Origin of the sequence: Phaeobacter sp. CAU 1743 (genome assembly GCF_039839315.1) — a bacterium.
In the GTDB taxonomy this organism is placed as follows: Bacteria; Pseudomonadota; Alphaproteobacteria; order Rhodobacterales; family Rhodobacteraceae; genus Phycobacter; species Phycobacter gallaeciensis_A.
Window position 1 is genome coordinate 85,068 of sequence record NZ_JBDOQR010000001.1, and the last position, 25,435, is coordinate 110,502.

Annotated in this window: 29 protein-coding genes; 13 read left to right on the top strand and 16 right to left on the bottom strand. The window is 63.6% G+C overall.

Annotated elements, in window-relative coordinates; translation table 11 throughout:
- Positions 1–71: 71 nt before the first annotated feature.
- Genes AAFO90_RS00410 through AAFO90_RS00435 form a run of 6 tightly spaced genes read right to left on the bottom strand, consistent with a single transcriptional unit; the run spans position 72 to position 4,964 of the window.
- A complete protein-coding gene (locus AAFO90_RS00410) occupies positions 72–1,073 on the bottom strand; it encodes a TonB family protein (protein ID WP_347508127.1) in 1,002 nt (333 codons plus the stop codon).
- Positions 1,070–1,459, bottom strand: a complete 390-nt coding sequence (locus tag AAFO90_RS00415) for a biopolymer transporter ExbD (protein WP_347508128.1) — start codon at positions 1,457–1,459, stop codon at positions 1,070–1,072. Before AAFO90_RS00415 ends, AAFO90_RS00410 begins: the two co-directional genes overlap by 4 nt.
- Entirely contained in the window at positions 1,459–1,842 is a 384-nt protein-coding gene (locus AAFO90_RS00420) for a biopolymer transporter ExbD (protein WP_237028366.1), read from the bottom strand. Before AAFO90_RS00420 ends, AAFO90_RS00415 begins: the two co-directional genes overlap by 1 nt.
- Positions 1,832–2,482 carry a MotA/TolQ/ExbB proton channel family protein gene (locus tag AAFO90_RS00425; RefSeq protein WP_347508129.1) on the bottom strand — a complete coding sequence of 217 codons (651 nt, stop codon included), beginning with the start codon at positions 2,480–2,482 and terminating at the stop codon, positions 1,832–1,834. The genes AAFO90_RS00420 and AAFO90_RS00425 overlap by 11 nt, the downstream gene beginning before the upstream one ends.
- Positions 2,479–2,907, bottom strand: a complete 429-nt coding sequence (locus tag AAFO90_RS00430) for a hypothetical protein (protein ID WP_347508130.1) — start codon at positions 2,905–2,907, stop codon at positions 2,479–2,481. Before AAFO90_RS00430 ends, AAFO90_RS00425 begins: the two co-directional genes overlap by 4 nt.
- A 26-nt stretch (positions 2,908–2,933) precedes the next feature.
- The gene (locus AAFO90_RS00435; protein WP_347508131.1) at positions 2,934–4,964 is read right to left on the bottom strand and encodes a TonB-dependent receptor; all 2,031 of its coding nucleotides are present in this window, start codon (positions 4,962–4,964) and stop codon (positions 2,934–2,936) included.
- Between the two features lie 244 nt (positions 4,965–5,208).
- On the opposite strand from AAFO90_RS00435, the gene AAFO90_RS00440 reads away from it, so the two are divergent.
- The 4 genes from AAFO90_RS00440 to AAFO90_RS00455 are packed head-to-tail and all read left to right on the top strand — an operon-like array spanning position 5,209 to position 9,052.
- Positions 5,209–6,279, top strand: a complete 1,071-nt coding sequence (locus tag AAFO90_RS00440) for a ChuX/HutX family heme-like substrate-binding protein (protein ID WP_274829486.1) — start codon at positions 5,209–5,211, stop codon at positions 6,277–6,279.
- Positions 6,279–7,151, top strand: a complete 873-nt coding sequence (locus AAFO90_RS00445) for an ABC transporter substrate-binding protein (RefSeq protein WP_347508132.1) — start codon at positions 6,279–6,281, stop codon at positions 7,149–7,151. Before AAFO90_RS00440 ends, AAFO90_RS00445 begins: the two co-directional genes overlap by 1 nt.
- Positions 7,148–8,251, top strand: coding sequence for an iron ABC transporter permease (locus AAFO90_RS00450; protein WP_347508133.1), 1,104 nt, complete (start codon positions 7,148–7,150; stop codon positions 8,249–8,251). Before AAFO90_RS00445 ends, AAFO90_RS00450 begins: the two co-directional genes overlap by 4 nt.
- 12 nt (positions 8,252–8,263) lie before the next feature.
- Entirely contained in the window at positions 8,264–9,052 is a 789-nt protein-coding gene (locus AAFO90_RS00455; RefSeq protein ID WP_347508134.1) for a heme ABC transporter ATP-binding protein, read from the top strand.
- Here the strand turns inward: AAFO90_RS00455 and AAFO90_RS00460 are convergent, their stop codons facing one another.
- From AAFO90_RS00460 to urtA, 10 genes are all read right to left on the bottom strand, one after another.
- The gene (locus AAFO90_RS00460; protein ID WP_347508135.1) at positions 9,053–10,615 is read right to left on the bottom strand and encodes a polyamine aminopropyltransferase; all 1,563 of its coding nucleotides are present in this window, start codon (positions 10,613–10,615) and stop codon (positions 9,053–9,055) included.
- Positions 10,612–10,836, bottom strand: coding sequence for a DUF350 domain-containing protein (locus tag AAFO90_RS00465; RefSeq protein ID WP_347508136.1), 225 nt, complete (start codon positions 10,834–10,836; stop codon positions 10,612–10,614). The genes AAFO90_RS00460 and AAFO90_RS00465 overlap by 4 nt, the downstream gene beginning before the upstream one ends.
- A gap of 14 nt (positions 10,837–10,850) precedes the next feature.
- Complete coding sequence (locus AAFO90_RS00470) at positions 10,851–11,012, bottom strand: hypothetical protein (protein ID WP_347508137.1); 162 nt, start codon at positions 11,010–11,012, stop codon at positions 10,851–10,853.
- A 15-nt stretch (positions 11,013–11,027) separates the two neighbouring features.
- Complete coding sequence (locus tag AAFO90_RS00475) at positions 11,028–12,338, bottom strand: DUF4178 domain-containing protein (RefSeq protein WP_347508138.1); 1,311 nt, start codon at positions 12,336–12,338, stop codon at positions 11,028–11,030.
- On the bottom strand, positions 12,335–12,961 hold the full coding sequence (locus AAFO90_RS00480; RefSeq protein WP_347508139.1) for a DUF4178 domain-containing protein: 627 nt from the start codon (positions 12,959–12,961) through the stop codon (positions 12,335–12,337). Before AAFO90_RS00480 ends, AAFO90_RS00475 begins: the two co-directional genes overlap by 4 nt.
- Positions 12,962–13,032: 71 nt before the next feature.
- On the bottom strand, positions 13,033–13,728 hold the full coding sequence (urtE, locus tag AAFO90_RS00485; protein WP_347508140.1) for an urea ABC transporter ATP-binding subunit UrtE: 696 nt from the start codon (positions 13,726–13,728) through the stop codon (positions 13,033–13,035).
- A 3-nt stretch (positions 13,729–13,731) separates the two neighbouring features.
- Positions 13,732–14,472 carry an urea ABC transporter ATP-binding protein UrtD gene (urtD, locus tag AAFO90_RS00490; RefSeq protein ID WP_274829481.1) on the bottom strand — a complete coding sequence of 247 codons (741 nt, stop codon included), beginning with the start codon at positions 14,470–14,472 and terminating at the stop codon, positions 13,732–13,734.
- Entirely contained in the window at positions 14,469–15,635 is a 1,167-nt protein-coding gene (gene urtC / locus AAFO90_RS00495; protein WP_065272257.1) for an urea ABC transporter permease subunit UrtC, read from the bottom strand. The genes urtD and urtC overlap by 4 nt, the downstream gene beginning before the upstream one ends.
- Positions 15,636–15,638: 3 nt before the next feature.
- Entirely contained in the window at positions 15,639–17,603 is a 1,965-nt protein-coding gene (urtB, locus tag AAFO90_RS00500) for an urea ABC transporter permease subunit UrtB (RefSeq protein WP_347508141.1), read from the bottom strand.
- Positions 17,604–17,729: 126 nt separating this feature from the next.
- Entirely contained in the window at positions 17,730–19,010 is a 1,281-nt protein-coding gene (gene urtA / locus AAFO90_RS00505) for an urea ABC transporter substrate-binding protein (RefSeq protein ID WP_065272255.1), read from the bottom strand.
- A gap of 393 nt (positions 19,011–19,403) precedes the next feature.
- Between urtA and AAFO90_RS00510 the strand changes: the two genes are divergently transcribed.
- The 9 genes from AAFO90_RS00510 to ureG all read left to right on the top strand — a co-directional run bounded on the left by AAFO90_RS00510 (position 19,404) and on the right by ureG (position 25,345).
- Entirely contained in the window at positions 19,404–20,258 is an 855-nt protein-coding gene (locus AAFO90_RS00510; protein WP_347508142.1) for an urease accessory protein UreD, read from the top strand.
- 18 nt (positions 20,259–20,276) lie between these two features.
- A complete protein-coding gene (locus AAFO90_RS00515; protein ID WP_065272254.1) occupies positions 20,277–20,579 on the top strand; it encodes an urease subunit gamma in 303 nt (100 codons plus the stop codon).
- A gap of 20 nt (positions 20,580–20,599) precedes the next feature.
- On the top strand, positions 20,600–20,773 hold the full coding sequence (locus AAFO90_RS00520; RefSeq protein WP_165832673.1) for a hypothetical protein: 174 nt from the start codon (positions 20,600–20,602) through the stop codon (positions 20,771–20,773).
- Positions 20,770–21,075: an urease subunit beta gene (locus AAFO90_RS00525; RefSeq protein WP_274831600.1), complete on the top strand. Its 306-nt coding sequence runs from the start codon at positions 20,770–20,772 to the stop codon at positions 21,073–21,075. Before AAFO90_RS00520 ends, AAFO90_RS00525 begins: the two co-directional genes overlap by 4 nt.
- Positions 21,076–21,311: 236 nt before the next feature.
- Entirely contained in the window at positions 21,312–23,048 is a 1,737-nt protein-coding gene (gene ureC / locus AAFO90_RS00530) for an urease subunit alpha (protein WP_274831601.1), read from the top strand.
- Between the two features lie 142 nt (positions 23,049–23,190).
- Positions 23,191–23,424, top strand: coding sequence for a hypothetical protein (locus tag AAFO90_RS00535; protein ID WP_274829475.1), 234 nt, complete (start codon positions 23,191–23,193; stop codon positions 23,422–23,424).
- A 43-nt stretch (positions 23,425–23,467) separates the two neighbouring features.
- Positions 23,468–24,070, top strand: a complete 603-nt coding sequence (gene ureE, locus AAFO90_RS00540) for an urease accessory protein UreE (RefSeq protein ID WP_347508143.1) — start codon at positions 23,468–23,470, stop codon at positions 24,068–24,070.
- Positions 24,060–24,707, top strand: a complete 648-nt coding sequence (locus AAFO90_RS00545; RefSeq protein ID WP_274829473.1) for an urease accessory protein UreF — start codon at positions 24,060–24,062, stop codon at positions 24,705–24,707. Before ureE ends, AAFO90_RS00545 begins: the two co-directional genes overlap by 11 nt.
- Positions 24,704–25,345: an urease accessory protein UreG gene (gene ureG / locus AAFO90_RS00550; protein WP_065272248.1), complete on the top strand. Its 642-nt coding sequence runs from the start codon at positions 24,704–24,706 to the stop codon at positions 25,343–25,345. Before AAFO90_RS00545 ends, ureG begins: the two co-directional genes overlap by 4 nt.
- Positions 25,346–25,435 lie beyond the last annotated feature (90 nt).

The following is a 25,435-nucleotide window of genomic DNA, read 5'->3' on the forward strand; positions in this document are numbered from 1 at the left end:
GTGTAGCCCAGCCCTCCGGACGCAGCAATCGGCGCCGGGGTGTTTTGATCAAATCCCCCCGCGCCCCTTTGTCACTTGCCCTTGATCCGCACGGTAAAACTGGTGCGCGCACCGGCAGGCGGCGGGGGAAATGGCGCCGCCCGGCGTACTTGTGCCAGCGCGATATCATCAAGCCGCGCGGAGCCAGAACTGCGGGCAATCGCGACCTGCGCCAACCCGCCACTGGGCGCGATCCGGAAGGCGACGACCGCCTCGCCCCGCACATTGGCGCGGCGCTTGGCCCGCTCGATCCGGCGCAGGATCAGACCGGGATAGTTGCTCGTCGCCGCATTGCCCTGCTGTCGGGCCTTGCCGCCCGTCTGGCGCGATTGCCCGCCCGGCTGTTTCGCAGCGCCCTCTGCCACCCCGCGGGTTGCGTTGGCACTGCTGTTGCCGCGCGGTTGCGCGCTTGGCGTTGTCGGCTCAGGAGGGGGGCGCACCGGCTCTGCCTTTGCCACCTGCGGAGGGCGCAGCGGGCGGGACCTTGGCTTCAGCGACTGTTCGACCGGAGGCGCCTGCTCCATAGGAGGCTGTGGTGCCTCGGCCTGTTCAACCGGTTCCTGTTCAACAGCTTCCATAGGTTTTGCCGCCTGCTGCACCGCTGGCTGGGTGGGCGGCAGAGCAGTCGTCGGCGGTGTCGGTGTTACAGCCTTGAGCGGTATGGGATCGCTATGGACCTGCGGCGGCGTGACCTCGATGCCCGGTGTCTGCGCGGCGGTGACAACAGGGACAAAAACAGGCTCTAACATGGGGGATTGCGCCTGTGGCTGCACCTGTGGCGTCTCCACCGGCTGGGCCGCCTCGGGCGTCTGTTGCGCGGCGCGGGGCTGCTCCGGCATCACGGCGGCGGGCTGCGGTGCCTCCACCCCCAAGGCGAGATTGGCAAAGGCGCTGCCTTCGGCAGCCAGCGCGGTTTCACCGCCCGCCTGCTCCACCGGCGTGGTATCGGTGAACACCACCGCACCAGCATGGGCCACGGCGGCCATGGTCAGCGCCAGAAGCGCGGCGAAGCGGGACTGGGGCACCCGGCTCATTGCAGCGCCCGTTCCGACATCAGGATGACGCGCTTGGCGCCTGCCGCCCGCAGATCATTGCCGATGGTCACCAGCTTCTTCGCCGGTAGGTCCCGGTCCGGCACCACCCGCAGCACGGCGCGCTGTTCCTCGGGCAGCTCAGCAACAAATGATGCCGCATCTGCTACCGGAGCGCCCCGATAGCTAAGCCGTCCGTCGGCGTGAATCACCAATGTATCCGGCGGCGCGCTGCCCTCCAGATCGGCGGTCTTGATCAGCGTCACATCGCGGTCCAGCGGCGGCGCCAGAGTGCCTGCGATCATGAAGAAGACCAGCATCAGAAAGACGATATTGATCAGCGCGATGGTCGGCTCGCGCTCGGATTGGATATGCCGCGTGATCCGCATCAGCCCAGCACCACCGTCTGCAGTCCCTCGACCTGCCGAAGGGCGGTCAGAAGATCCACCAGCCGCTGCGCGCTTGCCGTGTCATCGGGGCTGATCAGCACCAGATGGCCGCCGCCGTCCTGTGGCTGTAGCCGCACCAGATCGGCAATGCGAGCCAGATCCGCCTGTTGTCCGTTCAGCATCAGACGCTCGGCGCCAAGGGTCACAAACAGCTTCTGCCGGTCCTGGGCCTTGGTGCCCTGACCGGCCGCCATCAGCTCCACCTCGCCGTATTTGGAGAAGGTCGAAGTCAGCATGAAAAACAGCAGCAGCAGGAAGATCACGTCGATGAGAGAGGTCATCGACAGCCGTCTGCGCCGTTGTCCCTGCAGTTTAACCGCCATGAGAGGCCTCAGCCTGTTCGGCGGGGCAGAACAAAACCCGCAGAGCGCGGTTGGCAAAGACCCGTTCGCGCTGCATCCGCGCCGTCAGCCAGCTCAGCACCAACGAGGTCGGCATCGCCACGGCAAGCCCAGCTGCAGTGGTCAGAAGCGCCACCCAGATACCACCGGCCAGCAGCGCCGGATCCACCGAAGAGCCTGCATTTTGCAATTTCTGGAAGGCTTCGATCATGCCGATCACGGTGCCGAAGAGCCCCATCAGCGGCGCCAATTGCGACACCATATCAAGCGCCCCAAGTCCCCGTTCGAGCCGGGCAAAGCAATCCTCCGCCTCGGCATCGGCACGGTCGGACAGGGCCGCATCCGCCGCAGTTTCGGGACCAGCCGCCAGCGCAAGCCGGAATACCGGCGCGAGATAGGATCGGCTGCTTTCCAGCTGCCGCAGGGCGCCGTCGCGATCGCCATGGTCCCAGGCGGTGACAGCGGCGGACAGATGGGCGTGGCGGCCCACCCGCGCAGTGCGGTATTGCCAGATCTTGTAGAGCACCAAAGCCGCTGTCAGCACCGACACGCAGAGCAGCAGAAGAACCACAGGTCCGCCCAGGTCCAGAACGCCAAGCAGCGCATCGTGAAGCCACATCATCCCAGCAACTCCTGATCGGTGCGGCTGCTGAGCGTGATGCCCCTACTGCAGGCGGCCTCTGGCAGGTCAGCCCCGCCGGTGCAGGTGGTGGCGCCGTTGATCAGCACCCGGCTGATGCCGTCGCAGGCATAGGGAAACTGGAACTGGCGCACCCGCATCCGCCCTGCTGGCAGATCCTGGAAATCCAGCAACGTCAGCCGTGCCACCTGTCCTTTTGCGTCGAACAGAACGGTCTCATAAACCGCCTGACCGATATCCTGCGCATGGCTGTTCTGCGCCACAAAGGACAGCAGGCAAGCCTCGCCAACCTGCTCTGCCGCGCTCAGCTCGATCGACACGGCCGGGTCCGCGGCCCGTGCCGCGCCACCCAACCCCGCCAGCAAAACCGCTGCCGGGGCCACCCATTTCCTGTTTACGCATACCATTTGGAACCTCTTCAATGTCCGTTGGGTCAGAAGGTTTTCGCCAGGGTCAGCTTGATGTTGCGCCCCGGTGCGGTGCGGGTCGCCAGCGCGGGCGTATAGACCCTGTCAAAGGCGTTTTCGACGCCAAGCCGCACCTCGGCGCCACTCAGCGTGCCGGTCTGCACCCGGTAGGTGGCACGCAGGTTGCTGATGCCATAGCCCTTGATCAGATCGCCGTTGTAATCGGTGAAGGATTTGCTGCCGACCAGTTCCCAGCTCAGATCCCAGGCCTCGCCGATCCGCTTGCCCAAGGTCAGGCGGGCGCTGTCCGCAGGGGTGTTGCGCCAGACGCCGCTGGCACCACCCGCCGAAACCGCGGTGTATTCGCCAACCGCCGCGTTGAAATCGGCGTAAAAACCGTTGTCCATGCTGTATGTGGCTTCGATCTCGATGCCTTCGCTGTTCACTTCGCGGATCGGGTTGAAATTGCTGTCCACGTAGGACGTAATGTCCCAAAGCTTGCCTTTGAAAAGGTTCACCTTGGCCTGCAGAGCATCGCCCGCCGTGAACACGCCGCTGGAGGTATAGGAGGCGCCCAATTCAAAGGTATGGGACCGCTCCGGCTGGGTCATGTAGCGCGGCGTGCCAAGATCATCGATGATCGGCAAGTTCTCGGTATAGGCGCCGCTGCCAAAGAGCGCCCAGCCCGAAGCGAATTCATAGCGCGCCGACAGCCCGCCCATCAGCGCCGAGTTGTCATAGGCCGAGGATCCGTCGTGGGCCTCGATATCCTGGGTTTCAAACCGCATGGCCGGGGTGATGGTCCAGTGATCGCCGATACCGATGTCATCCACCGCGAACAAGGCCACACGCCGGTCAGTGCCGCCGGGCGCCGAGGGCGCGTTCAGGCGTTCACGCTGCATCACCTCAACCCCAAGCCGCAGATCGTGCGTTGCCATGCCGGTCACGAAATACATGCTGTTCTTCGCGGTCAGCTTGGTGATCTCGTAATCCTGATCCGCATCGGCCAGGGCAATGACGCTTGGCCCCGAAGAGGTGCCCTCCAGCGGGCTGGAACCGGGCACATAGGCGGTATCGATATGCTGTGTCGAGCGAGTCAGGTTGACGTCCAGACCGATCAGGTCATTGCCGACCGGGTTCCAGCGATAGCGCAGCCCGGCGACCTCGTTGCTGACCTTGCGGTCGACGTTGCCAAAGGAGCCGCCGGTGGTGCCGAAAGTATCGTAGGGGACGTCTTTTTCATCCGTTTCGGAATAGTTGTAGGAGGCGGTGATCGAATGATCGTCATTGTCGCCAAAGCTGTATTTCACCTTACCCAGATACGAGGGCATGCGGCTCTCGGTATTGGGCACGACCTGCCCGTTTCCGTCCTTGTAGGCGTCGACATCGCGCAGGGTGTAATTGAACAGGACCTCCAGCCGTTCGGTGGGTTGCCAGGCCAGAATGGAGGACGTCACGAAGCCCTTTGCATTGCTCGAGGCGCCAATGGTCTGGCGGAAGCGCAGACCGATCTCACCGCCGGTGAAATCCGCCGCATCCTTTGTATCAAGCTGCACCACGCCGCCGATAATGCCCGAACCGTATTCGAAACTGCCGATGGTGCCCCGGATCACCGACACGCGTTTGTAGAGCTCGGGATCGGTGAACAGCTGCGTGCCGATCCGGTAAAGCTCCTCTGACCCGGTAGAGGCGCCGTCGATCATGATCTGCACCTTCTGGTCGGTGCCATAGCTGCTGGTGGCGCCAAAACCGCGGATATTGAGGCCCGATCCCTGCGGACGGCTGCCATTCACCAGCGTGACACCGGGTACCGAATCGATCAGCTCAGCCACGGATCCGGCCTGCCTATCGTTCAGCTCGTCCTGGGTAATCACGGTCTGCGGCGTCGCGGTTGCGGTCTGCACCTCGCGCTTGCCCTGCCCCAGTTCAACAGTGCCGAGAAACCCCTCGTCCTGCAGATCCTGCGGCAGATCCTGCGCCTGCGCGCCCGCGTTCATTGTCAGCCCCAGCACTGACACCGTCCCCAACAGCCGCATAGACATACGCTGTTTGCCCATCACATTTTCCTTCGCATCTATTCGTATTCGAACCGAAGGCTTGCGTGGGGGCTGGCACGGTATTTCAGGATTGATCTTTGGCGAAATTCAAAATTCCGCTTGAGCCTGTTAGTAAAGATGATAAAAACAGTCAACATAAATTCCAACCCGCTGATCCCTCAGCCGCCAGCGTGATCTGCCCCGACCGGCAGCCACAGCCAGCCCTTTCCAAACGATATGCAGACCGCCTCCGAAAGGGCCCGACATGACCACTCCGACTCCTGTCTCCGCAGAGCAGATCCGCGCCGAACGTGCTGACCATGCGCAGCTGCGCGACCGCGATTTTGCTGACAAGTTCAACATCACCGAGGCGCAGCTTGTCGCCGCCTTCAGTGGCGCGGGTGTGACCCGCATTGAAGCAAACCCCGATGTCGTCTTTCCCCGGCTGGAAGAGTTGGGCGAGGTCATGGCGCTGACCCGAAACGATTCCTGCGTGATCGAAAAGGTCGGGCGTTACAGCCACTATCAGGGTGGCGTTCACGCCTCTCTGGTGCTGACCGAGGAAATCGACCTGCGCCTGTTCCCGCGCCATTTCGTCACTGCCTTTGCGGTGGAACGTGATGGCAAAAACGGCACCGCCCGCTCGCTGCAGTTCTTTGATGCCGCTGGAGACGCGGTGCACAAGATCCACTTGCGCGAAGCCTCCGATCTGGCGGCCTGGGACCGGATCGTCGCCGATCTGGCGCTGCCGGAACAATCCGACACGCTGGAAGTCGCGCCCCGTACCCCGCCCGAGGGTGCCAAATCCGACCCGGACAAGGTCGATGTCCTGCGCGCCGAATGGGCCAAGATGACCGACACCCACCAGTTCCTGCGCCTGTGCTCGAAACTGAAGATGAACCGTCTGGGTGCCTATCGCATCGCCGGGGAGCCTCTGGCCCGCAAGCTGCCGACAGACACCGTCACCCCGATGCTGGAGGCCGTGCGCGAGCAGGAGATTGAAGTGATGATCTTTGTCGGCAACCGCGGCTGCATCGAAATCCACGGCGGCCCGGTCCGGAACCTGCGCGAAATGGGGCCCTGGCAGAACATCCTAGATCCCGGTTTCGACCTGCACCTGCGCCTTGACCACGTGGCCGAGGTCTGGGCCGTCAACAAGCCGACCAAGCGGGGCGATGCAGTGTCTTATGAGGCCTTTGATGCCGATGGCACCATCCTGTTCCAGGTCTTTGGCCGCCGCACCGACGACAACGACAGCCGCCCGGCATGGGATGCAATTGTTGCCGCGCTTCCCTCGCTGGAGGCTGAAACCCGGGCCGAGCCGGAGACCGTGTGATGTCTCTGCTCTCCCGTCTTTCCAAAGGCGCTGGCCTGTTCCTGCTCGGTACTCTTGCCGGGCAGATAGCCTGCGCCGCCCCGGCAGAACGCGTTGTCAGCGTCGGCGGATCGGTCACCGAGATCGTCTATGCCCTGGGTGAAGGCCATCGTCTGGTGGCCCGCGACAGCACCTCCAGCTACCCGGCAGAGGCCGAGGCGCTGCCCAATATCGGTTATGCCCGTGCCCTATCGCCGGAAGGTGTCCTGTCGGTATCGCCCGATCTGATCATCGCCAGCGCCGGGGCCGGTCCGGTGGAAACGCTGGATGTGTTGAAACAGGCCGACATCGCCTATGCCGAGGTGCCCGAGGTCTACTCTCCTGCTGGCGTGATCACGAAGATCGAAACCGTGGCCGCCGCCCTTGGCGCCGAGGACAAGGCCAAGGCCCTGCTGGGTGACATTGCCCCCGATCTGGAGGCCGCCCATGCAGAGGCGCAGGCGCGCGCAGGCGATGCGCCGGTGCGGGTGCTGTTCGTGCTGTCCACGCAAGGCGGGCGGATCATGGCCGGAGGTCGCAACACCGCCGCCGATGGCATCATCCGCCTGTCGGGCGGCATCAACGCCATCGACGCCTTCGAGGGCTACAAACCGATGACGGATGAAGCGGTTTCCGCCACCGCCCCGGATGTGATTCTGGCAATGGACCGGGGCGGCGACCACGGCGTCGCGATGGAGCAGCTGGCCAGCCTGCCTGCGCTGATCCCCACACCAGCGGCACAAAACGGACGGCTGGTGCGCATGGACGGGCAGTCCTTGCTGGGGTTTGGCCCGCGCACCGCTGACACGATCCGGACCCTGTCAGAAGCCTTCTACGAGGGTCACGCGGAATGAGCCTGGCAGCAGAGGCGACAACCCAGAACCGAAGTCAGGCTCGGGGTCGGTCCACCGGGGCGCCGGTGGACCGTCGCCATCAGGCCCGGCGGCTGACGCTGGCGCTCGCGGCTCTGCTGCTGGTCACTTCGGTGAGCTCTCTGACCTTTGGCGCAGCTGGCACGTCGGTCTGGTCCGCCCTTGGCGATCTGATAGCAGGACGTGAATTGTCACAACTGGACCGGATCATCCTGTTCGACATCCGCCTGCCACGCCTGTGCCTTGGCATCCTCGTGGGGGCTGCGCTGGCGGTCTCCGGCGCGGTGATGCAGGGGCTCTTCCGCAATCCGCTGGCCGATCCCGGTATCGTCGGCGTCAGCGCCGGAGCGGGCCTTGCCGCGATCACCGCCATCGTGCTGGGCAGCCTGCTGCCTGCCGCCTTGCGCGACACATTGGGCAACGGCCTTGTGCCGGTCGCAGCCTTCTTTGGCGGCTGGGGATCGACGCTGATCCTTTATCGCACCGCAACGCGCGGTGGGCAGACCTCGGTTGCAACCATGCTGCTGGCCGGTATCGCCCTTGGCGCGCTGGCCGGGGCGCTGTCGGGCATTCTTGTCTACATGGCCGATGACAACCAACTGCGTGATCTGACCTTCTGGGGCATGGGGTCGCTCGCGGGCGCCACCTGGACCAAGGTTCTCGCCGCCCTGCCGGTGATCGGACTCGCCCTGTGTGCCGCGCCCTTCCTTGCGCGCGGTCTCAACGGGCTGGCGCTGGGAGAGGCCGCCGCCGGGCACATCGGCATCCCTGTGCAGCGGGTGAAGAATATCGCGATCATGGCTGTCGCCGGCGCCACCGGCGCTGCTGTGGCGGTCTCGGGTGGTATCGGCTTCATCGGCATCGTGGTGCCGCATCTGTTGCGCCTTGCCACCGGCCCGGATCACCACCCCCTGCTGCCCAATGCCGCCCTTCTGGGGGCCACGCTGCTATTGGCCGCCGACATGATCGCGCGGGTGATCATCGCCCCGGCGGAACTGCCCATCGGGATCGTCACCGCCGTCCTTGGCGCACCGGTCTTCCTGTGGATCCTGCTGAAGCGCCGCGCGGGTCTGGGACTTTGATTGGACAGAGACATGCAAGCCTATGACATCACCGTAAAGCTGGGAAGCCGCACCATCCTGCACGGGGTGGATTTCGCGGCTGGACCGGGACGCGTCACCGCCATCGTCGGCCCCAATGGCTCAGGCAAGACCACGCTCTTGCGCGCCATGACCGGCGAGATCGCGCATACGGGCCGGGTGCTGCTCAATGGGCAGGACACCGCAACGCTCAAACCCTGGGAGCTAGCCGCGATCCGCGCGGTTCAACCGCAAAGCACCAGCATCGCCTTTCCCTTTACCGTGCTGGAGATCGTGCGGCTGGGCCTGAGCGCCGGTCTGTCGGCGGGCGAAACCGACCTGCCGATGCAGGCGCTGGAGGCGGTGGATCTGGGCGGGTTTGCCGGGCGGTATTATCAGGACCTGTCGGGGGGCGAGCAGCAGCGCGTGCAACTGGCCCGCGTTCTGACGCAGGTCTGGCAGCCAGTGGTCGATGGCACCCCGCGCTGGCTGATCCTAGATGAACCGGTGGCGAGCCTTGATATCGGCCATCAGTTCACGGTGATGGATCTGGCGCGGCGCTATGCGGCGGCGGGCGGCGGCGTGGTTGCGGTGATGCATGATCTAAACCTCACCGCCATGTTCGCCGATCACGTGGTGCTGATGCAGGCGGGCCGCATCGCTGCAACAGGCACCCCGGCAGAAGTTCTGACGGATCAGACCCTCGCCGAGGTGTACGGTTGCCCCGTTCCGGCCAATACCACCCCGCCGGGCGGCATGCCCTTCCTGCTGCCGCAGGCGCGGCAGGTGCCGGTGCCCGCCTGATCACTCGAACCAGCGCGCCCAGCCATCAAGGTAGTAACCGACCAGCGCATGAGACTGGATCGAGTTCTCCTCGACCGCAACCGGACCCGTGTCACCACCAAAGACCTGTGCCGCCTGCCAGACCCGAGGATCCAGAAAGCGCAGACCATTCGGTAAGTGGGGTAAATTCTGCGCCGACAGGGCCTGGGGTGCGGCCATCACGAAGCCCCAATCGCCAAAGCTGGGCACATAGGCGTGATAGGGTCGCACGCTCAACCCCAGCCCCGGCGCCTGCGGGTTGCGGGTAGCCTCAAGCGTGGCGGCGATGGACCAGAAGGCCTCGCGCGCGAACAGGGGCGATCCCGCCTGCGTCACCATCACGCCCTGACCGCTCAGCCGTTCGACCAGCGCGCCGTAGAACTGGCGCGAGTAGAGTTTCGACAGGGCGAGGTTCTTGGGGTCGGGCAGGTCGATGATGATCACGTCAAAGACCTGATCGCTGCCGTCGGCGAATTGCCAGGCGTCCATGTTGTGGATCACGACGCGCGGATCGGACAGGGAATGATCATTCAAGGCCGAAAGGTCTGGGTGATCGCGGAACAGGGCCGTGACGCGCGGGTCGAGATCGACCAGCGTCACATGTTCGACCTCCTGCCATTTCAGCACCTCGCGCGCGGCCATGCCATCACCACCGCCCAGGATCAGCACATCGCGGCGGCGCGGCGCCAGTGCCATGGCCGGATGCACCAGGCTTTCGTGATAACGGTGCTCATCCAGGCTGTCGAACTGGATGGAATAATCCAGAAACAACCGCGTGCGCTCACGGTAGCGGGTGACGGTGATCTGCTGGTAAGGCGTTGCCTCGCTCAGGATGATGTCATCCTCAAAGAGGTTTGCCTCGGCGACTGACACCAGCCGTTCAGCCTGCACCAGCCCCGCAAGGGTCAGTGCAAGCGCAAGCGCCCAGATCACAACGGCCACGCGGCTGGCAACGGCGCGAAACACCCAGAGCGACAGCCCCGCCACCAACAGGTTCAAGGCTCCAAAGGTGAGACTTGCGGGCATCAGTCCCAGATGCGGGACGATCAAGAGGGGAAAGGCCACCGAGGCCGCCAGCGCACCGACGTAATCGACGCTGAGCACGTTCTCAAAGCGAAACTCGGGCGCGCCGATTTCCTTCAGCGCGCGAGCAATCAGCGGGATCTCCATCCCCGATAGCACCCCGATCAGGATCAGCAGCCCATAAAGCGGCAGCATCACCGCGCCGCTCCAAGCGTAAAGGTAGAAAACCAGCGGCGCCATGAAACCGCCCGCCACCCCCAGAAGGATCTGCGCCCAGATGAACCCCTCCATGGCGCGGCCCACATAACGTGACAGCCACGCCCCCAGCCCCATGGAGGACAGGAACACACCGATCACCAAGGAGAACTGCCGCACGCTGTCGCCCAAGAGATAGCTCGACAGGGTGGCGGCGATCAGCTCGTAGATCAGGCCGGAAACCGCGACCAGAAAGGTCGCCGCCAAGAGCCAGGTCTCGCGCAGGTTCGCACGGGGTTCCCCGACCTCGGGGACGGCCCCGGTCATGACAGGATGACGGCGGCGATGATAATGGCGATGGAAACGAACAAGAGGCCAATCAGAATGGCCAGCGCCATATTCTGATCCTCTTCGATCTCCTTCACGATGGAGAAGGGCGTCAATACGTCCAGGACCTTCCAGACCACCCACATCAGGGCAACGCCTATGAAGGTGTAAAAGACGGTGCTGATCAGCTCAGCCAGTTGAATTCCAGAAAGATAGTCCATGGCATCCTCTTGTGTTATTTCACATGTCCATTCAGGCCGCGCCCGGCGCCTATGACCCTGACCGACCGGTCAAGGTCGCGGCTTTCGCTGCCGTATCCCATGTAGGCCACATAGGAGGTCCCGGCGATGGCAAGACCGGCCAACAGCAGAAAGACAATTCGGAACGGGTTGATCATTGCCTAGTGCCTTCCTCAGTCCTCATCGGTCCAGTCGCTGCCACGCCAGCGGCGGTAGTCATGCCAGTATTTTCGAAACAGCGGATAGCCCCCGATCAGGCCAAAGACCACTGCCAGCACCAGCATCCAGCGCCCGCTGGACAGATCGCTGCGGATATCCATCTTCAATTGCCGGAACACCGGTCCGGCGGGCGTGTTGTTCTTGGGATAGACTGGCTGCCAATGGCCGCCTTCCTCCAGTGAAAGCGCGAGCGTGTATTCACCCGCAACTTCGGGCCGGAAGGTCAGGCTGGCGCGGTTGTTGCCCTCGGTCCAGCGACCGTCGGCATCCTTGCCAAAGTAGTATTCCACCGTGCGCCCGGCCTCGAACAGAGGCTCGCCTTCAGGGTCTTCCAGTTCCAGCGCGAAATAGGCCCAGCTGTTGCGGGTGTCGCCTGCAAGGTCGATCCGTGTCAGCCGGTCCGGTGTGTCTATGACAAAGGATATCTCCAACGGCAACTGCCCGATTGATATCCTTTCGTCCGAAACCACCGCCTGCCCGGGGCGCGCCGCAAGTGTACCGCCGATCAAAAGCGACAGAACCGCAAAGCCGATGCCTGCCATGGTCAGAAACCGGTGGTTGGGCCCTTCCTTGAAGGGTTCCAGAGCGTGAACTCCGCGGGGCAGCAAGCCGGTCTTGATACCAAATGCCGCCTCGGCCACGGCGGGCGGGACATAGGTCATGCGGTAGATTTCGCGCTCGGTTCCCGTTTCGGAAAACCCCATGCCTGCGGTATCGGAAATGGCAGTCACCTCGGTTGTCCGCTCATCCTTCTGAGGCGCCCAGGTAAATTCGCCTTCGGCATAAATGATCGTGCTGGTGCTGGTCTCGTAATAGCGGAACCGCTCGGAGCCGACCTGCAGCTCGGGCGGGTAATCGGCCGTTTCCACCCATTGGGTGGACATCCAGCCGCCCCCGCCGCGATACCGGCGGGAAAACACCAGATGACCGTCTTCAATGGTCAGCCAGGCATAGCCATGGGTCGGGGAATATAGCTGGTGATCCAGCCAGGTATAGGCCTCCCCCTGCCAGAATTCGCGATGCTGCAGCAGGCCGATCACCGTGAAATCAGCGCCGAAGAGATGCCCCTTTGTACCGATGGGAAAGGGCGTCTTGGGGCGTGCGATATCGTTGAATTTGCGCAGGGCGCGGTAGCTGTCGAGCGCGTCCAGCTCGGTGCCGCAATAGGGGCAGATATGGACGGTGACGCGCCCGCCGCCCAGCACATCAAGCCCGGCGCCGCAGGCGGTGCAATCCACGGATTTCAGATCGGGATTGAGGCTCATTGCGCGGCCCTGCCCGCAGTTTCGACCCGGATATCAAATGGGTCCACCCAGACGCCCGTATACCAGTCGCGATAATCACCCTGGAATTCCCCGGACAACAGCCGCCCGTGCTCATCCTGAAGGTTCACGAAGTCATAGCGTTCTCCCACGGAGAGCGGATGATCGAAACTGCCACGCAGCGCCACACAGGTGGCCTCGTCCATTTCGATCACGGTGAAATCCTCACCGTCATATCGGATCTGCCGCCCCAGTTTCAAAGTGCGGTCATAGCGGGGCCAGTCCCGCCGCGACACTTCCTGCTGGATCACCACGTCGCCCTCATCGACCGAGATCCAGCGCAAAGCACCATCCTCACGGCGGCAAAAGAACTCGTCCCAGCTGCCGCGCCCATAGGAAAACCGCGCGTGCCCCAGAACCGCGAACTGCCATGATGCGACTCGCACGGTATCGCCAAGCCCGAACAGCAGGGGCACATCGTGCATCACGCCCGCCTCACCAGCCACCTTTGCGCCCTGATCCTCTAGGAACAGGGTTGTGCCACAGGAGGGGCAGATCAGCATCTTTATCGCCTTGATCGCAGGGCTGATGCCATTGCCGCAATTGGGACAGTTGAAATCACTCATGGCCCCAAGTTCCCCAATGGGGCGACGGGATCAAGGGGGAAGATCGCCGTTAAGCAGTCTTTCGCGGCAGGTCAGACCGAAACCCCCTCCAGAAGGGCGTCACGCTCGACCGCGCCCTTGCGGCCCTCCAGCACCACCTCGCCCCGGCGCAGGACCACGAAGCGGTCGGCCAGATCATAGGCGAAATCGAAGAACTGCTCGACCAGGATGATCGCCATGTCACCCTGCCCGCGCAGCAGTTTGATGACCTCGCCGATCTGCTTGATGATATTGGGCTGGATACCCTCGGTCGGTTCGTCCAGCACCAGAAGCTTGGGCTTGGTGATCAGGGCCCGGGCAATGGCCAGCTGCTGTTGCTGCCCGCCGGACAGATCGCCGCCGCGCCGGGCAAGGGAGTCCTTCAGGATCGGGAACAGCTCATAAATGTGGTCAGGGATGAAATGTTCTTCTTTCGGCAGACAGGCAAAACCGGTCTCTAAGTTCTCCTTCACCGTCAGAAGCGGGAAGATATCGCGCCCCTGCGGTACATAGGCGATGCCCGCACGCGCCAGTTGATGCGCTGGCACCACGCCGATTTCCTGCCCGTCGAACGTCATGGTGCCGCCCGACCGCGGGTGGGTGCCGGTGACCGCCTTCATCAGGCTGGTCTTGCCGACGCCATTGCAGCCCATCACGCAGGTGACCTCGCCCAGATCGGCCTGCATGGAAATCCCGTTCAGGTTGCGGCTGCGACCATAGTGGAGGGTGATATCTTTCAGATCCAGCATCGCTCAGCGCCCCAGATAAACATCGATGACTTCGGGATCGGAGGTCACGTGATCCAATCCCCCTTCTGCCAGCACCGCGCCCTCGTGGAGCACCGTGACCTTGCAATTGAGGCGCCGCACGAACTCCATATCGTGTTCGACGACGACCACGGCGCGAGTCTTGGCCGCCTCCACCAGCAGATCAGTGGTATGTTCGCGTTCCTCCGGCGTCATGCCCGCCGCCGGTTCATCCACCAAGAGAAGCCGCGGCTCCTGCGCCAGAAGCATGCCGATCTCGAGCCACTGCTTCTGGCCGTGGGACAGCTCTCCGGCGATCCGGTCCAGTTGGTCCGCAAGGCCAACCTCTGCTGCGAGTTCCTCAACCCGCGCAGTGTCGGCGTCTGAGGCGCGAAACAGCAAGACGGCGATCACCCAGCGGTCCTTTTTCAGGGCCATCATCAGGTTGTCGCGCACCGACTGGTCCTCGAACACCGTGGGTTTCTGGAACTTGCGCCCGATCCCCTGCCGCGCGATCTGCGCCTCGTCCATATCGAGAAGGGACAGGGATTTCTCGCCCCAGATCACTCGGCCCTCGTCTGGGCGTGTCTTGCCGGTGACGATATCCATAAAGGTGGTCTTGCCCGCGCCATTGGGTCCGATCACCGCGCGCAGCTCGGCCTCGGCGATCTGGAACGACAGGTTGTTGATCGCCTTGAACCCGTCAAAGCTGACGGAGACGCCGGAGACTTCGAGAAGGGTGCTCATGTCCGGTCCTTTCGCTGCAAGAGGTCAAAGAGGCCGCCGATGCCCTTGGGGGCGAACAGCGTCACCAGAACGAAGGAGAGGCCTAGGATCACCTGCCACCAGTCCACCCATTTGATGGTGTAGAACCCCAGCGGGATGTCAGGCGCCTGCCCGCCGGTGAACCATGTGGACACAAGCGAAACAAAGGCCGCACCGATCACCGCGCCGTAAAGCCGCCCGCGCCCGCCGATGGCGACCCAGACCGCCAGATAGATCGAGGCAACGGGGGCCATTTCCGCCGGGTTGATGATGCCCGCCTGCGGATAATAAAGCGCGCCCGCGATGGCGGCGATACAGGCGGTCAGGGTAAAGACGGCGAGCTTGAAGGTCTCAACCGGGTAGCCGAGGAAGCGCACGCGGGCCTCGTTGTCGCGGATGCCGCGAATGACCGATCCGAACTTGCCCGAGACCACCCAGGCCGCCAGCATATAGCCAAGACCCAGTGCCAGCGCCGAGGCCCAGAAGAACCACATCGAGACCTCTGCCTGCGGTGCCTCGACACCCGGCAGGTTTTGGAGGCCCGACAACCCGTTGTTGCCGCGCAGGCCGGAATCGTTCTGAAAGAGGTAAAGCGCCAGCGCCAGCGTCATCGCCTGCGTCAGGATCGAGAGATAGACACCCGTGACCCGGCTGCGGAAGGCGAGCCAGCCAAAGATAGCCGCCAGAATGCCCGGCACCAGCACCACCAGCATCAGTTGCAGCACCAGACTGTCGGCGAACATCCAGACCACGGGGAATTCGCTGCTGCCCACCACGCCGAAGATCTGGCTGCCGATGCCATCGACCACCTCGGCCTCGGTCGGGGGGATGTCGCCCTGCGCCAGCGCCTCGGTCACGATCAGGCGGGTGCGTTCATACATCAGCCACATGCCGATCATGTAGCCGCCCAGCCCAAAAAAGGCGAAATGGCCCAGCGACAGGATGCCCGTGTAACCCCAGATCAGGTCCATCGCGATGGCAATCAGGCAGAGGCACAGGGTCTTGCCCAGTGTCTTGACGAAACTTGTGGGGATCAGCCCGGCCCCTGGCCCTTCGGCAAACACAGTCACCAAGAGGGTGAACAGCGCAAGGATAGACAGGAAGACCAGAACGGATGGGTTCTTTGCAATGAATGACTGTCGCATGGATCAATCCCCCGCCGCGCGGCCCTTGAGGGCGATGATCCCTCGTGGGCGGAACTGAATGAAGATGATGATGAAGATGATCATGTAGGTCTGCGCCGCCAGCGTGTTCGAGGGGTTCAACCACTCGATCCCCTTTTGCAGGGAACCGATCATCGCCGCCCCGGCAAGGGTGCCGAAGATATTGCCGACACCGCCCACGACCACGGTCATGAAGCTTTGCACGATGTAATCCTGACCAAGTTCCGAGGTGACCTTGGCAAAGAGACCGATGGCAACGCCCGCGATCCCGGCAATGCCCGATCCCAGACCAAAGGTCAGCATGTTCACCCGTCCCGGATTGATCCCCATCGAGGACGCCATGCGCGGGTTCTGCGTCACCGCGCGGGTCTCAAGCCCCAGCCGCGTGCGCCGCATGATGAAGAGGAACAGCGCCAGAAAGATCAGCGCCAGTACGAAGATCGCGATGCGGATATAGCTGATCGACACCACGTCGTTGATCATCCAGGCCCCATCTAGCCAACCGGGCGCCGTCAAGGGGCGGGCCTGCGTGCCGAAAATGTTCTTGGCCAGCTGCTGCAGCGCGATGGAAATCCCGAAGGTCGCCAGCAGGGTCTCAAGCGGGCGGTTGTAGAGATGCCGGATCACCAGCCGCTCCATCGCGACACCGACGGCAAATGTCACCGCAAAAGCCAGCGGGATGGCGACAAGGATCGAAACCGTATGATTGGGAATGATCTGCTGCACCACATAGCCGGTGTAGGCGCCCATCATGATGAATTCGCCATGGGCCATGTTGATGACCCCCATCAGGCCGAATGTGATGGCAAGGCCGATCGCCGCCAGGAAATAGATCGAGGCGAGCGAGATCGCATCCAGCCCCAGATCCACCGCCTGGTTGAGCGCAACCTTGGTGCCGATGCTCTCAAGCGCCTGTTCGGCGGCATCGGTCACGGCGGCAGAGGGCTCGGCGTAGGTTTCAAAGAACACATAATGGCTGAGGGCGATGGTAATCGCCTCTTCGCCCACGAAAGGGTCCACCTTCCCGTCCGAGGCGAGGCTGTCGTATACCTTTTGCCGGATCATCTCGTTTGAAAGCTGCGCCAGCGGCACGCCCGCGACGCGTCCACCCTCGATATGCTCGGCGAGGGTCTGGCGCAGGGCATCGGCAGTGGTGCGCGCGGGCACGTGGCCAGTGGCAACCAGCATGTCATAGGCGTCGTTGCGGGATATGCCATCTTCGCCGGGCTTCAGGGTGCGGGCGATATTGCGGTCCTCGGGCAGCCCCTCGGCAACCTCCACAGTAACCGCCACCAGCGGATTGAGGGCGGCGCGCACATCGACGCTGAGATCGTTTGAGACACCTTTGATCGCGTCGATCCGCTCTGCCTCATCGGCACCATAGGCGATGGTCAAAAGCCGCTCCAGCCGAGTCTTGCGGGCCTTCAGCGCCGGATCCTCCTCCCCCGGGATTGAGGCGCGCAGCGGCGCCAGCAGATCGGCGCCGGGGGCGCGTTCGATGGCCAGCAGCCCCTCGGCGCGGGTGGCAGGGTCAGGGTCGCTCAGCTGGAACTGCACCAGCGCGGTGGCGATCAGCGCCCGCACGCCACTGTTGGGTTTCAGCTGTTTCAATTCTTTCTTGGGATATTCTCCGGCAAGAGTGCCGTCATCCGGGCTGCTGAGGGCATAGGTCCGTTTGGCGACTTCCTCGCCCACAAAGAACAGACCGTCCTCCTTGCGCTGCCAGATATCCTTGTTCTGCCAGGCCTCCAGAAACCCGCGGGCCTGCGGCAGGCCACTGTCGGCAATCGCGGTGATCACCGGTCCGATGGAGGTGCGGGAACTTTTCTCGATCAGCGCCCGGTTTTCCTGCAGCAGCTGCTGCAGCGGCCCGTCCCCCGCCGGGGTCTGGGCAAGGGCGATCTGACACGCGCAGAACAGCGCGAGGCACGCAAGGAATAGTCGTTTCATATCGTTGAGATCCGCTCTGAAAGATCCGCCTTGCGTGACCCACATGGGCAGGCCGCGCGGCGCGTCTGCCGAGGCGGGAACCCAACAAGGGCCCCCGCCGCGACTCTGTCTTCAAGGGTAAGAAGATCAGTAGTTCGAAAGCGTCTGAACGCAGGTCTCGGTTTCGGTGTTGTACATACCGCAGCCCAGATCCTTCCAGTCGGACTTCAGAACCGCCGATTCCGGCAGGAAGTCGGTCCATGCATCGCCCGGCACCGGATCGGTGGCGGAAATGATGTCGAACTGGCCGTCCTCCTGGATTTCACCGATCAGCACCGGCTTGGCCAGATGGTGGTTCGGCAGCATCACGGCGGTGCCGCCGGTCAGGTTCGGGAATTCCTGCCCGTACATGGCGGCGCGCACGGCATCGACATCAGCGCTGCCTGCTTCGGTCACGGCGTTCGCCCACATGTTAAAGCCGATATAATGCGCTTCCATCGGGTCATTGGTGACGCGCTCTTCGCCCATCAGCTCTTTCCACTTGGCGACGAAGGCTTCGTTGGCTTCGGTGTCCGCCGACTGGAAGTAGTTCCAGGCCGCAAGGTGGCCGACCAGGTTCGAGGTATCCAGACCCGAGAGTTCTTCCTCACCCACCGAGAAGGCCACGACCGGGATATCATCGGCTGAGATGCCTGCCGCTGCAAGTTCTTTGTAGAAGCCGATGTTGGCGTCGCCGTTGATGGTGGAGATCACACCGACCTTCTTACCGTCGGCGCCAAGCGCCACCACGTCGGCGACGATCTTGGACCAGTCGGAATGGCCAAAGGGCGTATAGTTCACGAAGATATCGCTGTCGGCGATGCCTTTGCCCTTGAGATAGCTTTCAAGGATGTTGTTGGTCGTGCGCGGGTAGACATAGTCGGTGCCCAGCAGCGCGAATTTCTCGACGCCCAGTTCCTCAAGGAAATAGTCCGTGGCCGGGATCGCCTGCTGGTTCGGCGCAGCGCCGGTGTAGAAGACGTTTTTCGAGCTTTCCTCGCCCTCGTACTGGACCGGGTAGAACAGCAGGCCGTTCAGCTCTTCGATAACCGGCAGCACCGATTTCCGGCTCACGGAGGTCCAGTTGCCAAAAATCACGTCCACATCATGCACGGTCAGCAGCTCGCGCGCCTTTTCGGCAAACAGCGGCCAGTCGGAAGCGGGGTCAACAACGACCGCCTCCAGTTCGCAACCCAGAAGGCCGCCTTTTTCGTTTTGATCGGCCACCAGCATCAGCATGGTGTCCTTCAGCGTGGTTTCGGAAATCGCCATGGTGCCGGACAGCGAGTGCAGAACGCCCACCTTGATGGTGCAATCCTCGGCAAGACCGGCGCTTGCGCTCAGGCCCAGTGCCAGCACGCTGGCCGCAGTTTTATTCAAGAAACTCATACTTCCCTCCAGACAGGGTCAGGCCCGTGCCATCTCTTCCCTTGCGAAAGAAGGGCGGCAGCACTAGGTCAGCCCCGCAACTGTTGTTGCAAATCGTGTGGCGGTCTAACCGAGGTCCAATTCGTATGGCCGCCACACTCCCACAGCCGATGCAGGTCTTGCGCCTCGGCCTCACTCAGGTTTCTGCACCGCGGCAAACTTGGCAAACGCTAGCCGCGGCGCATCCCTGCGGAATCCCCAAATGCACAAAAAGCAGGCGACCTTTTGCGAGATCGCCCATTTTTTGATCCTGAATGCTGGCGCTCCGCCCTTTTAGCGCCTGCAAAATGGTCATTGCGCCCGGCAAAGCGCACTCTTTGGGGCAGACGACAGCGTTCCGCCATGCGTCAGGGAGTGTCAAAGATCACCGAGGCCGCCATCATATCGCGCCAGACCGCCACCCCGGTTCCGACCGCACAGCCGCGCGCCGTGGGCCGCGCGCGGGTCTCGGTCCACCACAAGGACGGTGCGGTGCGCCTGAAGGATCTGCATCAGGCGGGCGCGATGAAGCTGCTGTTTCCGCAGGGCCGCCCGAACCCCGAGGCGGTGATGGTCAATACGGCAGGCGGAATCACCGGCGGTGACCGGTTTTCGGTTGCGGCCGCCGCGCTGGACAACAGCCGCCTGACGGTCACCACCCAGGCCGCCGAACGCGCTTATCGCGCCCAGCCGGGCGAGATCGGACGCATGGAAACCCGGCTTGAGGTCTCTGCAGGCGCCCGCCTCAACTGGCTGCCGCAGGAAACCATCCTGTTCAACGGCAGCCGCTTTGCCCGCCGCCTGCGCGTGGATCTGGCCGCCGACGCCCGCTTTCTGATGGTCGAACCCGTGGTGTTTGGCCGTCTCGCCATGGGTGAGGCGCTGACCTCGGCCCGGTTCAGCGACCGGGTAGAGATCCGCCGCGACGGTCAGATGATCTATTATGACGGGGTCGAGCTGCGCGATGACATCGCCGCCACCCTGGACCGCCCTGCCGTGGCCGGGGGCGCCCGCGCCATGGCAGCGCTGGTCCTAGCCCATCCCCGCGCCGAAAGCTGGCTGGAGCCGTTGCGCGCGATGCTGCCGGGCACCGGCGGCGTGTCGCTGCTGGCCAAGGATCTGCTGATGCTGCGGCTGCTGGCAGCGGATGGCTTCGACCTGCGCCAAACCCTTGTTCCCATTCTGGACCGCTTGCTGCCCGATGGCCTGCCGCGTGCCTGGAGACTGTGACAGAGAGACTGTGAGCCGATGAACCTGACCCCCCGTGAAAAAGACAAGCTGCTGGTGGCCATGGCCGCCGAAGTTGCCCGCAAGCGCCTGGCGCGCGGCGTCAAGCTGAACCACCCCGAAGCCATCGCGCTGATCACCGACGCGGTGGTTGAAGGCGCCCGCGACGGGCGTCCGGTTGCCGAGATGATGGAGGCCGGCGCCGCGGTCGTGTCGCGCGATCAATGCATGGAGGGCGTGCCCGAAATGATTCACGAGGTTCAGGTCGAAGCGACCTTTCCCGATGGCACCAAGCTGGTGACCGTCCACAACCCGATCCGATAACACCCGACAGGAGAAACAGCATGAAACACCTGCCCGCTCTCGCATCCGCCATCGCGCTCACCGCTGGTCCGGCTCTGGCCCATGGCGGGGCACACCTGCATCCGCACGGCTCGGAAAGCTGGCTGCCCGTGATCCTGGCCGCACTCACCGTTGGCGGCGCTGCCGCTCTGGCCTACGTGCGGTCGCGCAAATGATCCCCGGTGAGCTGTTTCCTGCGGCGGGGGAGCTGACCCTGAACGATGGCACCGAAGCGGTGACGCTGATGGTTGCCAATACCGGGGACCGCCCGGTGCAGGTCGGCAGCCACTACCATTTCGCCGAAACCAATCCTGCGCTGGATTTCGACCGCGCCGCGGCCCGGGGCATGCGTCTGGATATCGCTGCCGGCACCGCCGTGCGGTTCGAGCCAGGCCAGCGCCGCGATGTGGCACTGATCCCGATCAGCGGCGCCCGCCGGATCTATGGTTTCAACCAAGAGATCATGGGGGATCTGTGATGCAGGAGGAAGGGCCTCGGCTGACCCTGGGTGGGCGCTGCTTCACCCGCATCTTCCCGCTCCCGTGCGTCACTTCGCAGGTCTCGCGCTGTCCGAAACGTCGCAAACGCGCCCTCCCGTGGGGAGGGTCGGGCGCGGCCCGGCCTTGCGACCGGGCAGTCCCGTCAGCTCCTGAGATACGAGATTAACCGAGTCACCGCAGCGCGTGACCACCCGACCGGATAGGAACACCCATCATGCCCGCAAAACTTTCCCGCGCCGATTATGCCGCCATGTATGGCCCCACCACCGGTGACCGGCTGCGGCTGGCAGATACCGACCTGATCATCGAGGTAGAGCGTGACCTGATCACCGAAAGCGCGGGCGAGAATGCGCCCCGCTATGGGGAGGAGGTGAAATTCGGCGGCGGCAAGGTGATCCGCGACGGCATGGGACAATCCCAGGCCACCCGCGCGGCAGGCGCCGTGGACACGGTGATCACCAATGCGCTGATCGTCGATCACACCGGCATCTACAAGGCAGACGTCGGCCTTCGGGACGGGCGTATTCACAAGATCGGCAAGGCCGGCAATCCGGACACCCAGCCCGGCGTCGATATCATCGTCGGCCCCGGCACCGAGGTGATCGCGGGCGAAGGGCGGATCCTGACGGCGGGCGGTTTTGACAGCCACATCCATTACATCTGCCCGCAGCAGATCGAAGACGCGCTGCATTCCGGCCTCACCACCATGCTCGGCGGCGGCACCGGGCCGGCCCACGGGACATTGGCCACCACCTGCACCCCCGGTGCCTGGCACCTGGGCCGCATGATGCAGGCAGCGGATGCCTTTCCGATGAACCTGGCCTTTGCGGGCAAGGGCAACGCCTCGCAACCTGCGGCGCTGGAAGAACAGGTGCTGGCCGGGGCCTGCGCCCTGAAACTGCATGAGGATTGGGGCACCACGCCGGCCGCCATCGATTGCTGCCTTGGCGTGGCAGATGCCATGGATGTGCAGGTGATGATCCACACCGATACGCTGAATGAGTCCGGTTTCGTCGAACATACCGTCGCCGCCATGAAGGGCCGTACGATCCACGCCTTCCACACTGAAGGCGCCGGCGGTGGCCATGCGCCGGATATCATCAAGATCTGCGGCGAAGAGCATGTGCTGCCCTCTTCGACCAATCCGACGCGACCCTTCACCGTCAACACCATCGAAGAACACCTCGACATGCTGATGGTCTGTCACCACCTCGACAAATCCATCCCCGAAGATGTCGCCTTTGCCGAAAGCCGCATCCGCCGCGAAACCATCGCGGCCGAGGATATCCTGCATGACATGGGCGCCTTTTCGATCATCGCCTCCGACAGCCAGGCCATGGGCCGGGTGGGCGAGGTGCTGATCCGCACCTGGCAGACCGCCGACAAGATGAAGAAACAGCGCGGCCGCCTGCCCGAGGAGACCGGCGACAACGACAATTTCCGCGTCCGTCGCTATATCGCCAAATACACCATCAACCCGGCCATCGCCCATGGGATCAGCCACGAAATCGGCAGCATCGAGGAAGGCAAGCGCGCCGACCTGGTGCTGTGGAACCCCGCCTTTTTCGGCGTGAAACCCGAGATGGTGCTGATGGCGGGCACCATCGTCTGTGCCCAGATGGGCGATCCCAATGCCTCGATCCCGACCCCGCAGCCGGTCTATTCGCGGCCCATGTGGGGCGCCTATGGGCGATCCGTGGAAAACTCCGCCGTGACCTTTGTGTCCGAAGCCGCCCAGGCCAGCGGGCTGCGCGAAAAGCTGGGACTGGCAAAGCAGACCGTCGCCGTCACCGGCACCCGGGATATCGGCAAATCCGATCTGCGGCTCAACGCCGCCACGCCAAAGATCGAGGTGAACCCGGAGACCTACGAAGTGCGCGCCGACGGCGAATTGCTGACCTGCGCCCCCGCAACCGAGCTGCCGATGGCACAACGCTACTTTTTGTACTAAGGAGCGCAAAAAATGAGCATTTTCAGAACGTTGCACAGAGCGCATGGCAGCCATTCCAACTGGGGCCTAGCTAGGTCAGCATTCATGTCCTACCTTGGGTGTCACTGGGAGGAGATCACAACTCAAAAAGGAGTGACCTCCAATGGCATATGCCGCACAACACACCACCGCCTCCGCCAGCGAGAAATCCGTTCTGGCGATTCTGGCAGCACCCTTCGTCGCCTTTGGTCGCGTGATGATCGCGCTGGGCGAAGCCAACACCCGCAGCCAGAAAGTTCAGCGCCTGATGGCCATGAGCGATGCAGAGCTGGCAGAGCGTGGCCTGACCCGCGACAAGATCGTTCATCACGTCTTCTCGGACGTCTACTACATCTGATTCCCGGCACCGCCGGTCTCCAATCGCCGCGCCGGGGGCTGTCATGACCGCCCCCGCGCAGCTGCCCAGCCTGATCGCCCGCCAGTATCACGGCCACAGCCATCAGCCAGAACCCCGGGACCGGGTGGTTCTGGATTACGAAGCGCGGTTCCTGCGCCGCAAGGTTCTGAGCACCGAAACCGGTGCCCGGCTGCTGGTGGACCTGCCGCAGACGACCTCGCTGGATCACGGCGGGGTTCTGATTCTCGAAGACGGCGGAGAGATCGCCGTCACCGCCGCCCCCGAGGCGCTGCTGGAAGTGACAGCAGGCAACACGAGCGGCGCGGAATTGGTCCGGCTTGCCTGGCATATCGGCAACCGCCACACCCCCTGTCAGATCCAGCCCGAGCGCCTGCTGATTCAGCGCGATCACGTCATCCGCGCCATGCTGGAACGCCTTGGCGCCAATGTGCGCGAGGTTGAAGAGCCCTTCACGCCCGAAGGCGGCGCCTATGGGCACGGGCGCACCCATTCCCACGATCACAGCCACGGTCATACGCATGATCATGGACATTCCCACGATCACAGCCACGGGCATGAGCATGATCACGGGCACAGCCATTCCCATAGCCACGATCACGCAGGCGGGCAGGCCCATGAGCATTGAACCCGGCGCCGTCCTTCTGATGCAGTGGCTCTCCCCGGCCTACCCGGTGGGCGCTTTTGCCTATTCGCACGGGCTGGAGGCTGCCTGCACCACCGGCCAGGTTACCGACGGGACCGGACTGGCGGACTGGCTGGGCGATCTGCTGCTCTACGGCAGCGGGCGCAGCGATCCGATCATTCTGTCAGCTGCTTACCGCGCAGCGGATGATGTGGCCCTGTCCGAGGTGGACATGCAGGCGCGGGCCTTTGCCCCGTCGCGCGAACGCCTGGCCGAAAGCCTCAATCAGGGGCGTGCCTTTTGCCAGACCACATCCGGTGTCTGGGGCGATACCCTGCCTGACCTCACCTATCCCAGCGCCATTGGCCGTGCGGCGCGCCTGCACGGGCTGTCGCTGGACCTGACGGCGCATATGTTCGTGCATGCCTTTGTCTCGAACCTTGTGGCGGCCGGGCAGCGGCTGTTGCCAGTGGGCCAGCTGCAAGGCCAGCAGATCCTGACGGATCTCGGCCCGCTGATCCGGGAGGCCGCACAAAACGCCTGCGAGACTGATCTGGCGGCGCTGGCCGGGGCCAGCTTCGCCTCGGACATCGCCTCGATGACCCATGAAACCCAATACTCAAGGATCTTCCGCTCATGAGCAGTTTCAACGGACCTTTGCGCGTTGGTATCGGCGGCCCGGTCGGCGCGGGAAAAACCACGCTGACGGCGCAGCTGGCGCGCGCGCTGTCGCCGCATCACTCGATCGGGGTGATCACCAATGACATCTACACGCAGGAAGACGCCGAGGCACTGATGCGCATGCAGGTGCTGCCGCAGGACCGGGTGATCGGCGTCGAAACCGGCGGTTGCCCACATACGGCGATCCGCGAGGATGCTTCGATCAACCTGGCCGCCGTCGCCGAAATGCAAGAACGCCACGCGGATCTGGAGATCGTGCTGATCGAAAGCGGAGGCGACAATCTGTCGGCGACCTTCAGCCCCGAGCTGGCCGATGTGACGCTTTATGTGATCGATGTGGCCGCAGGCGAGGAAATCCCGCGCAAGGGCGGCCCCGCCATCACCCGCTCGGACCTCTTGGTGATCAACAAGACCGACCTTGCGCCCTATGTGGGGGCCTCGCTTGAGGTGATGGAGCGGGACGCCGCGCGGATGCGGGGGGCGTTGCCCTTCGTCTTTGCCAGCCTGCGCCATGACAAGGGCGTGGCGGATATCGTCGCGCATCTGTGCAGCATCGGCGGCGTCCAGTCACCGCTGCTGTTGCAAGAAACCGCATGATCCGGGCGCGCAGGACAGAAGCTCCCGCGCCTGACCTCGCCTTTGAAAAAGGCGCGTTCCGTCTTGGGCCGGGCGCCGCGCTTTTGCGCG

Bases quoted from the DNA above. Each gene is read 5' to 3' on its own strand.
- ureE (WP_347508143.1), top strand. From the start codon at position 23,468: ATGACCGCCCCCGCGCAGCTGCCCAGCCTGATCGCCCGCCAGTATCAC.
- AAFO90_RS00465 (WP_347508136.1), bottom strand. From the start codon at position 10,836: ATGGACTATCTTTCTGGAATTCAACTGGCTGAGCTGATCAGCACCGTC.
- AAFO90_RS00515 (WP_065272254.1), top strand. From the start codon at position 20,277: ATGAACCTGACCCCCCGTGAAAAAGACAAGCTGCTGGTGGCCATGGCC.
- AAFO90_RS00475 (WP_347508138.1), bottom strand. From the start codon at position 12,338: ATGAGCCTCAATCCCGATCTGAAATCCGTGGATTGCACCGCCTGCGGC.
- AAFO90_RS00480 (WP_347508139.1), bottom strand. From the start codon at position 12,961: ATGAGTGATTTCAACTGTCCCAATTGCGGCAATGGCATCAGCCCTGCG.
- ureG (WP_065272248.1), top strand. From the start codon at position 24,704: ATGAGCAGTTTCAACGGACCTTTGCGCGTTGGTATCGGCGGCCCGGTC.
- urtA (WP_065272255.1), bottom strand. From the start codon at position 19,010: ATGAGTTTCTTGAATAAAACTGCGGCCAGCGTGCTGGCACTGGGCCTG.
- AAFO90_RS00430 (WP_347508130.1), bottom strand. From the start codon at position 2,907: ATGGTATGCGTAAACAGGAAATGGGTGGCCCCGGCAGCGGTTTTGCTG.
- AAFO90_RS00545 (WP_274829473.1), top strand. From the start codon at position 24,060: ATGAGCATTGAACCCGGCGCCGTCCTTCTGATGCAGTGGCTCTCCCCG.
- AAFO90_RS00525 (WP_274831600.1), top strand. From the start codon at position 20,770: ATGATCCCCGGTGAGCTGTTTCCTGCGGCGGGGGAGCTGACCCTGAAC.
- urtE (WP_347508140.1), bottom strand. From the start codon at position 13,728: ATGCTGGATCTGAAAGATATCACCCTCCACTATGGTCGCAGCCGCAAC.
- AAFO90_RS00435 (WP_347508131.1), bottom strand. From the start codon at position 4,964: ATGGGCAAACAGCGTATGTCTATGCGGCTGTTGGGGACGGTGTCAGTG.
- AAFO90_RS00425 (WP_347508129.1), bottom strand. From the start codon at position 2,482: ATGATGTGGCTTCACGATGCGCTGCTTGGCGTTCTGGACCTGGGCGGA.
- AAFO90_RS00470 (WP_347508137.1), bottom strand. From the start codon at position 11,012: ATGATCAACCCGTTCCGAATTGTCTTTCTGCTGTTGGCCGGTCTTGCC.
- urtD (WP_274829481.1), bottom strand. From the start codon at position 14,472: ATGAGCACCCTTCTCGAAGTCTCCGGCGTCTCCGTCAGCTTTGACGGG.
- AAFO90_RS00535 (WP_274829475.1), top strand. From the start codon at position 23,191: ATGGCATATGCCGCACAACACACCACCGCCTCCGCCAGCGAGAAATCC.
- AAFO90_RS00520 (WP_165832673.1), top strand. From the start codon at position 20,600: ATGAAACACCTGCCCGCTCTCGCATCCGCCATCGCGCTCACCGCTGGT.
- urtB (WP_347508141.1), bottom strand. From the start codon at position 17,603: ATGAAACGACTATTCCTTGCGTGCCTCGCGCTGTTCTGCGCGTGTCAG.
- AAFO90_RS00445 (WP_347508132.1), top strand. From the start codon at position 6,279: ATGTCTCTGCTCTCCCGTCTTTCCAAAGGCGCTGGCCTGTTCCTGCTC.
- AAFO90_RS00440 (WP_274829486.1), top strand. From the start codon at position 5,209: ATGACCACTCCGACTCCTGTCTCCGCAGAGCAGATCCGCGCCGAACGT.
- AAFO90_RS00455 (WP_347508134.1), top strand. From the start codon at position 8,264: ATGCAAGCCTATGACATCACCGTAAAGCTGGGAAGCCGCACCATCCTG.
- AAFO90_RS00450 (WP_347508133.1), top strand. From the start codon at position 7,148: ATGAGCCTGGCAGCAGAGGCGACAACCCAGAACCGAAGTCAGGCTCGG.
- AAFO90_RS00415 (WP_347508128.1), bottom strand. From the start codon at position 1,459: ATGCGGATCACGCGGCATATCCAATCCGAGCGCGAGCCGACCATCGCG.
- AAFO90_RS00460 (WP_347508135.1), bottom strand. From the start codon at position 10,615: ATGACCGGGGCCGTCCCCGAGGTCGGGGAACCCCGTGCGAACCTGCGC.
- AAFO90_RS00420 (WP_237028366.1), bottom strand. From the start codon at position 1,842: ATGGCGGTTAAACTGCAGGGACAACGGCGCAGACGGCTGTCGATGACC.
- ureC (WP_274831601.1), top strand. From the start codon at position 21,312: ATGCCCGCAAAACTTTCCCGCGCCGATTATGCCGCCATGTATGGCCCC.
- AAFO90_RS00410 (WP_347508127.1), bottom strand. From the start codon at position 1,073: ATGAGCCGGGTGCCCCAGTCCCGCTTCGCCGCGCTTCTGGCGCTGACC.
- urtC (WP_065272257.1), bottom strand. From the start codon at position 15,635: ATGCGACAGTCATTCATTGCAAAGAACCCATCCGTTCTGGTCTTCCTG.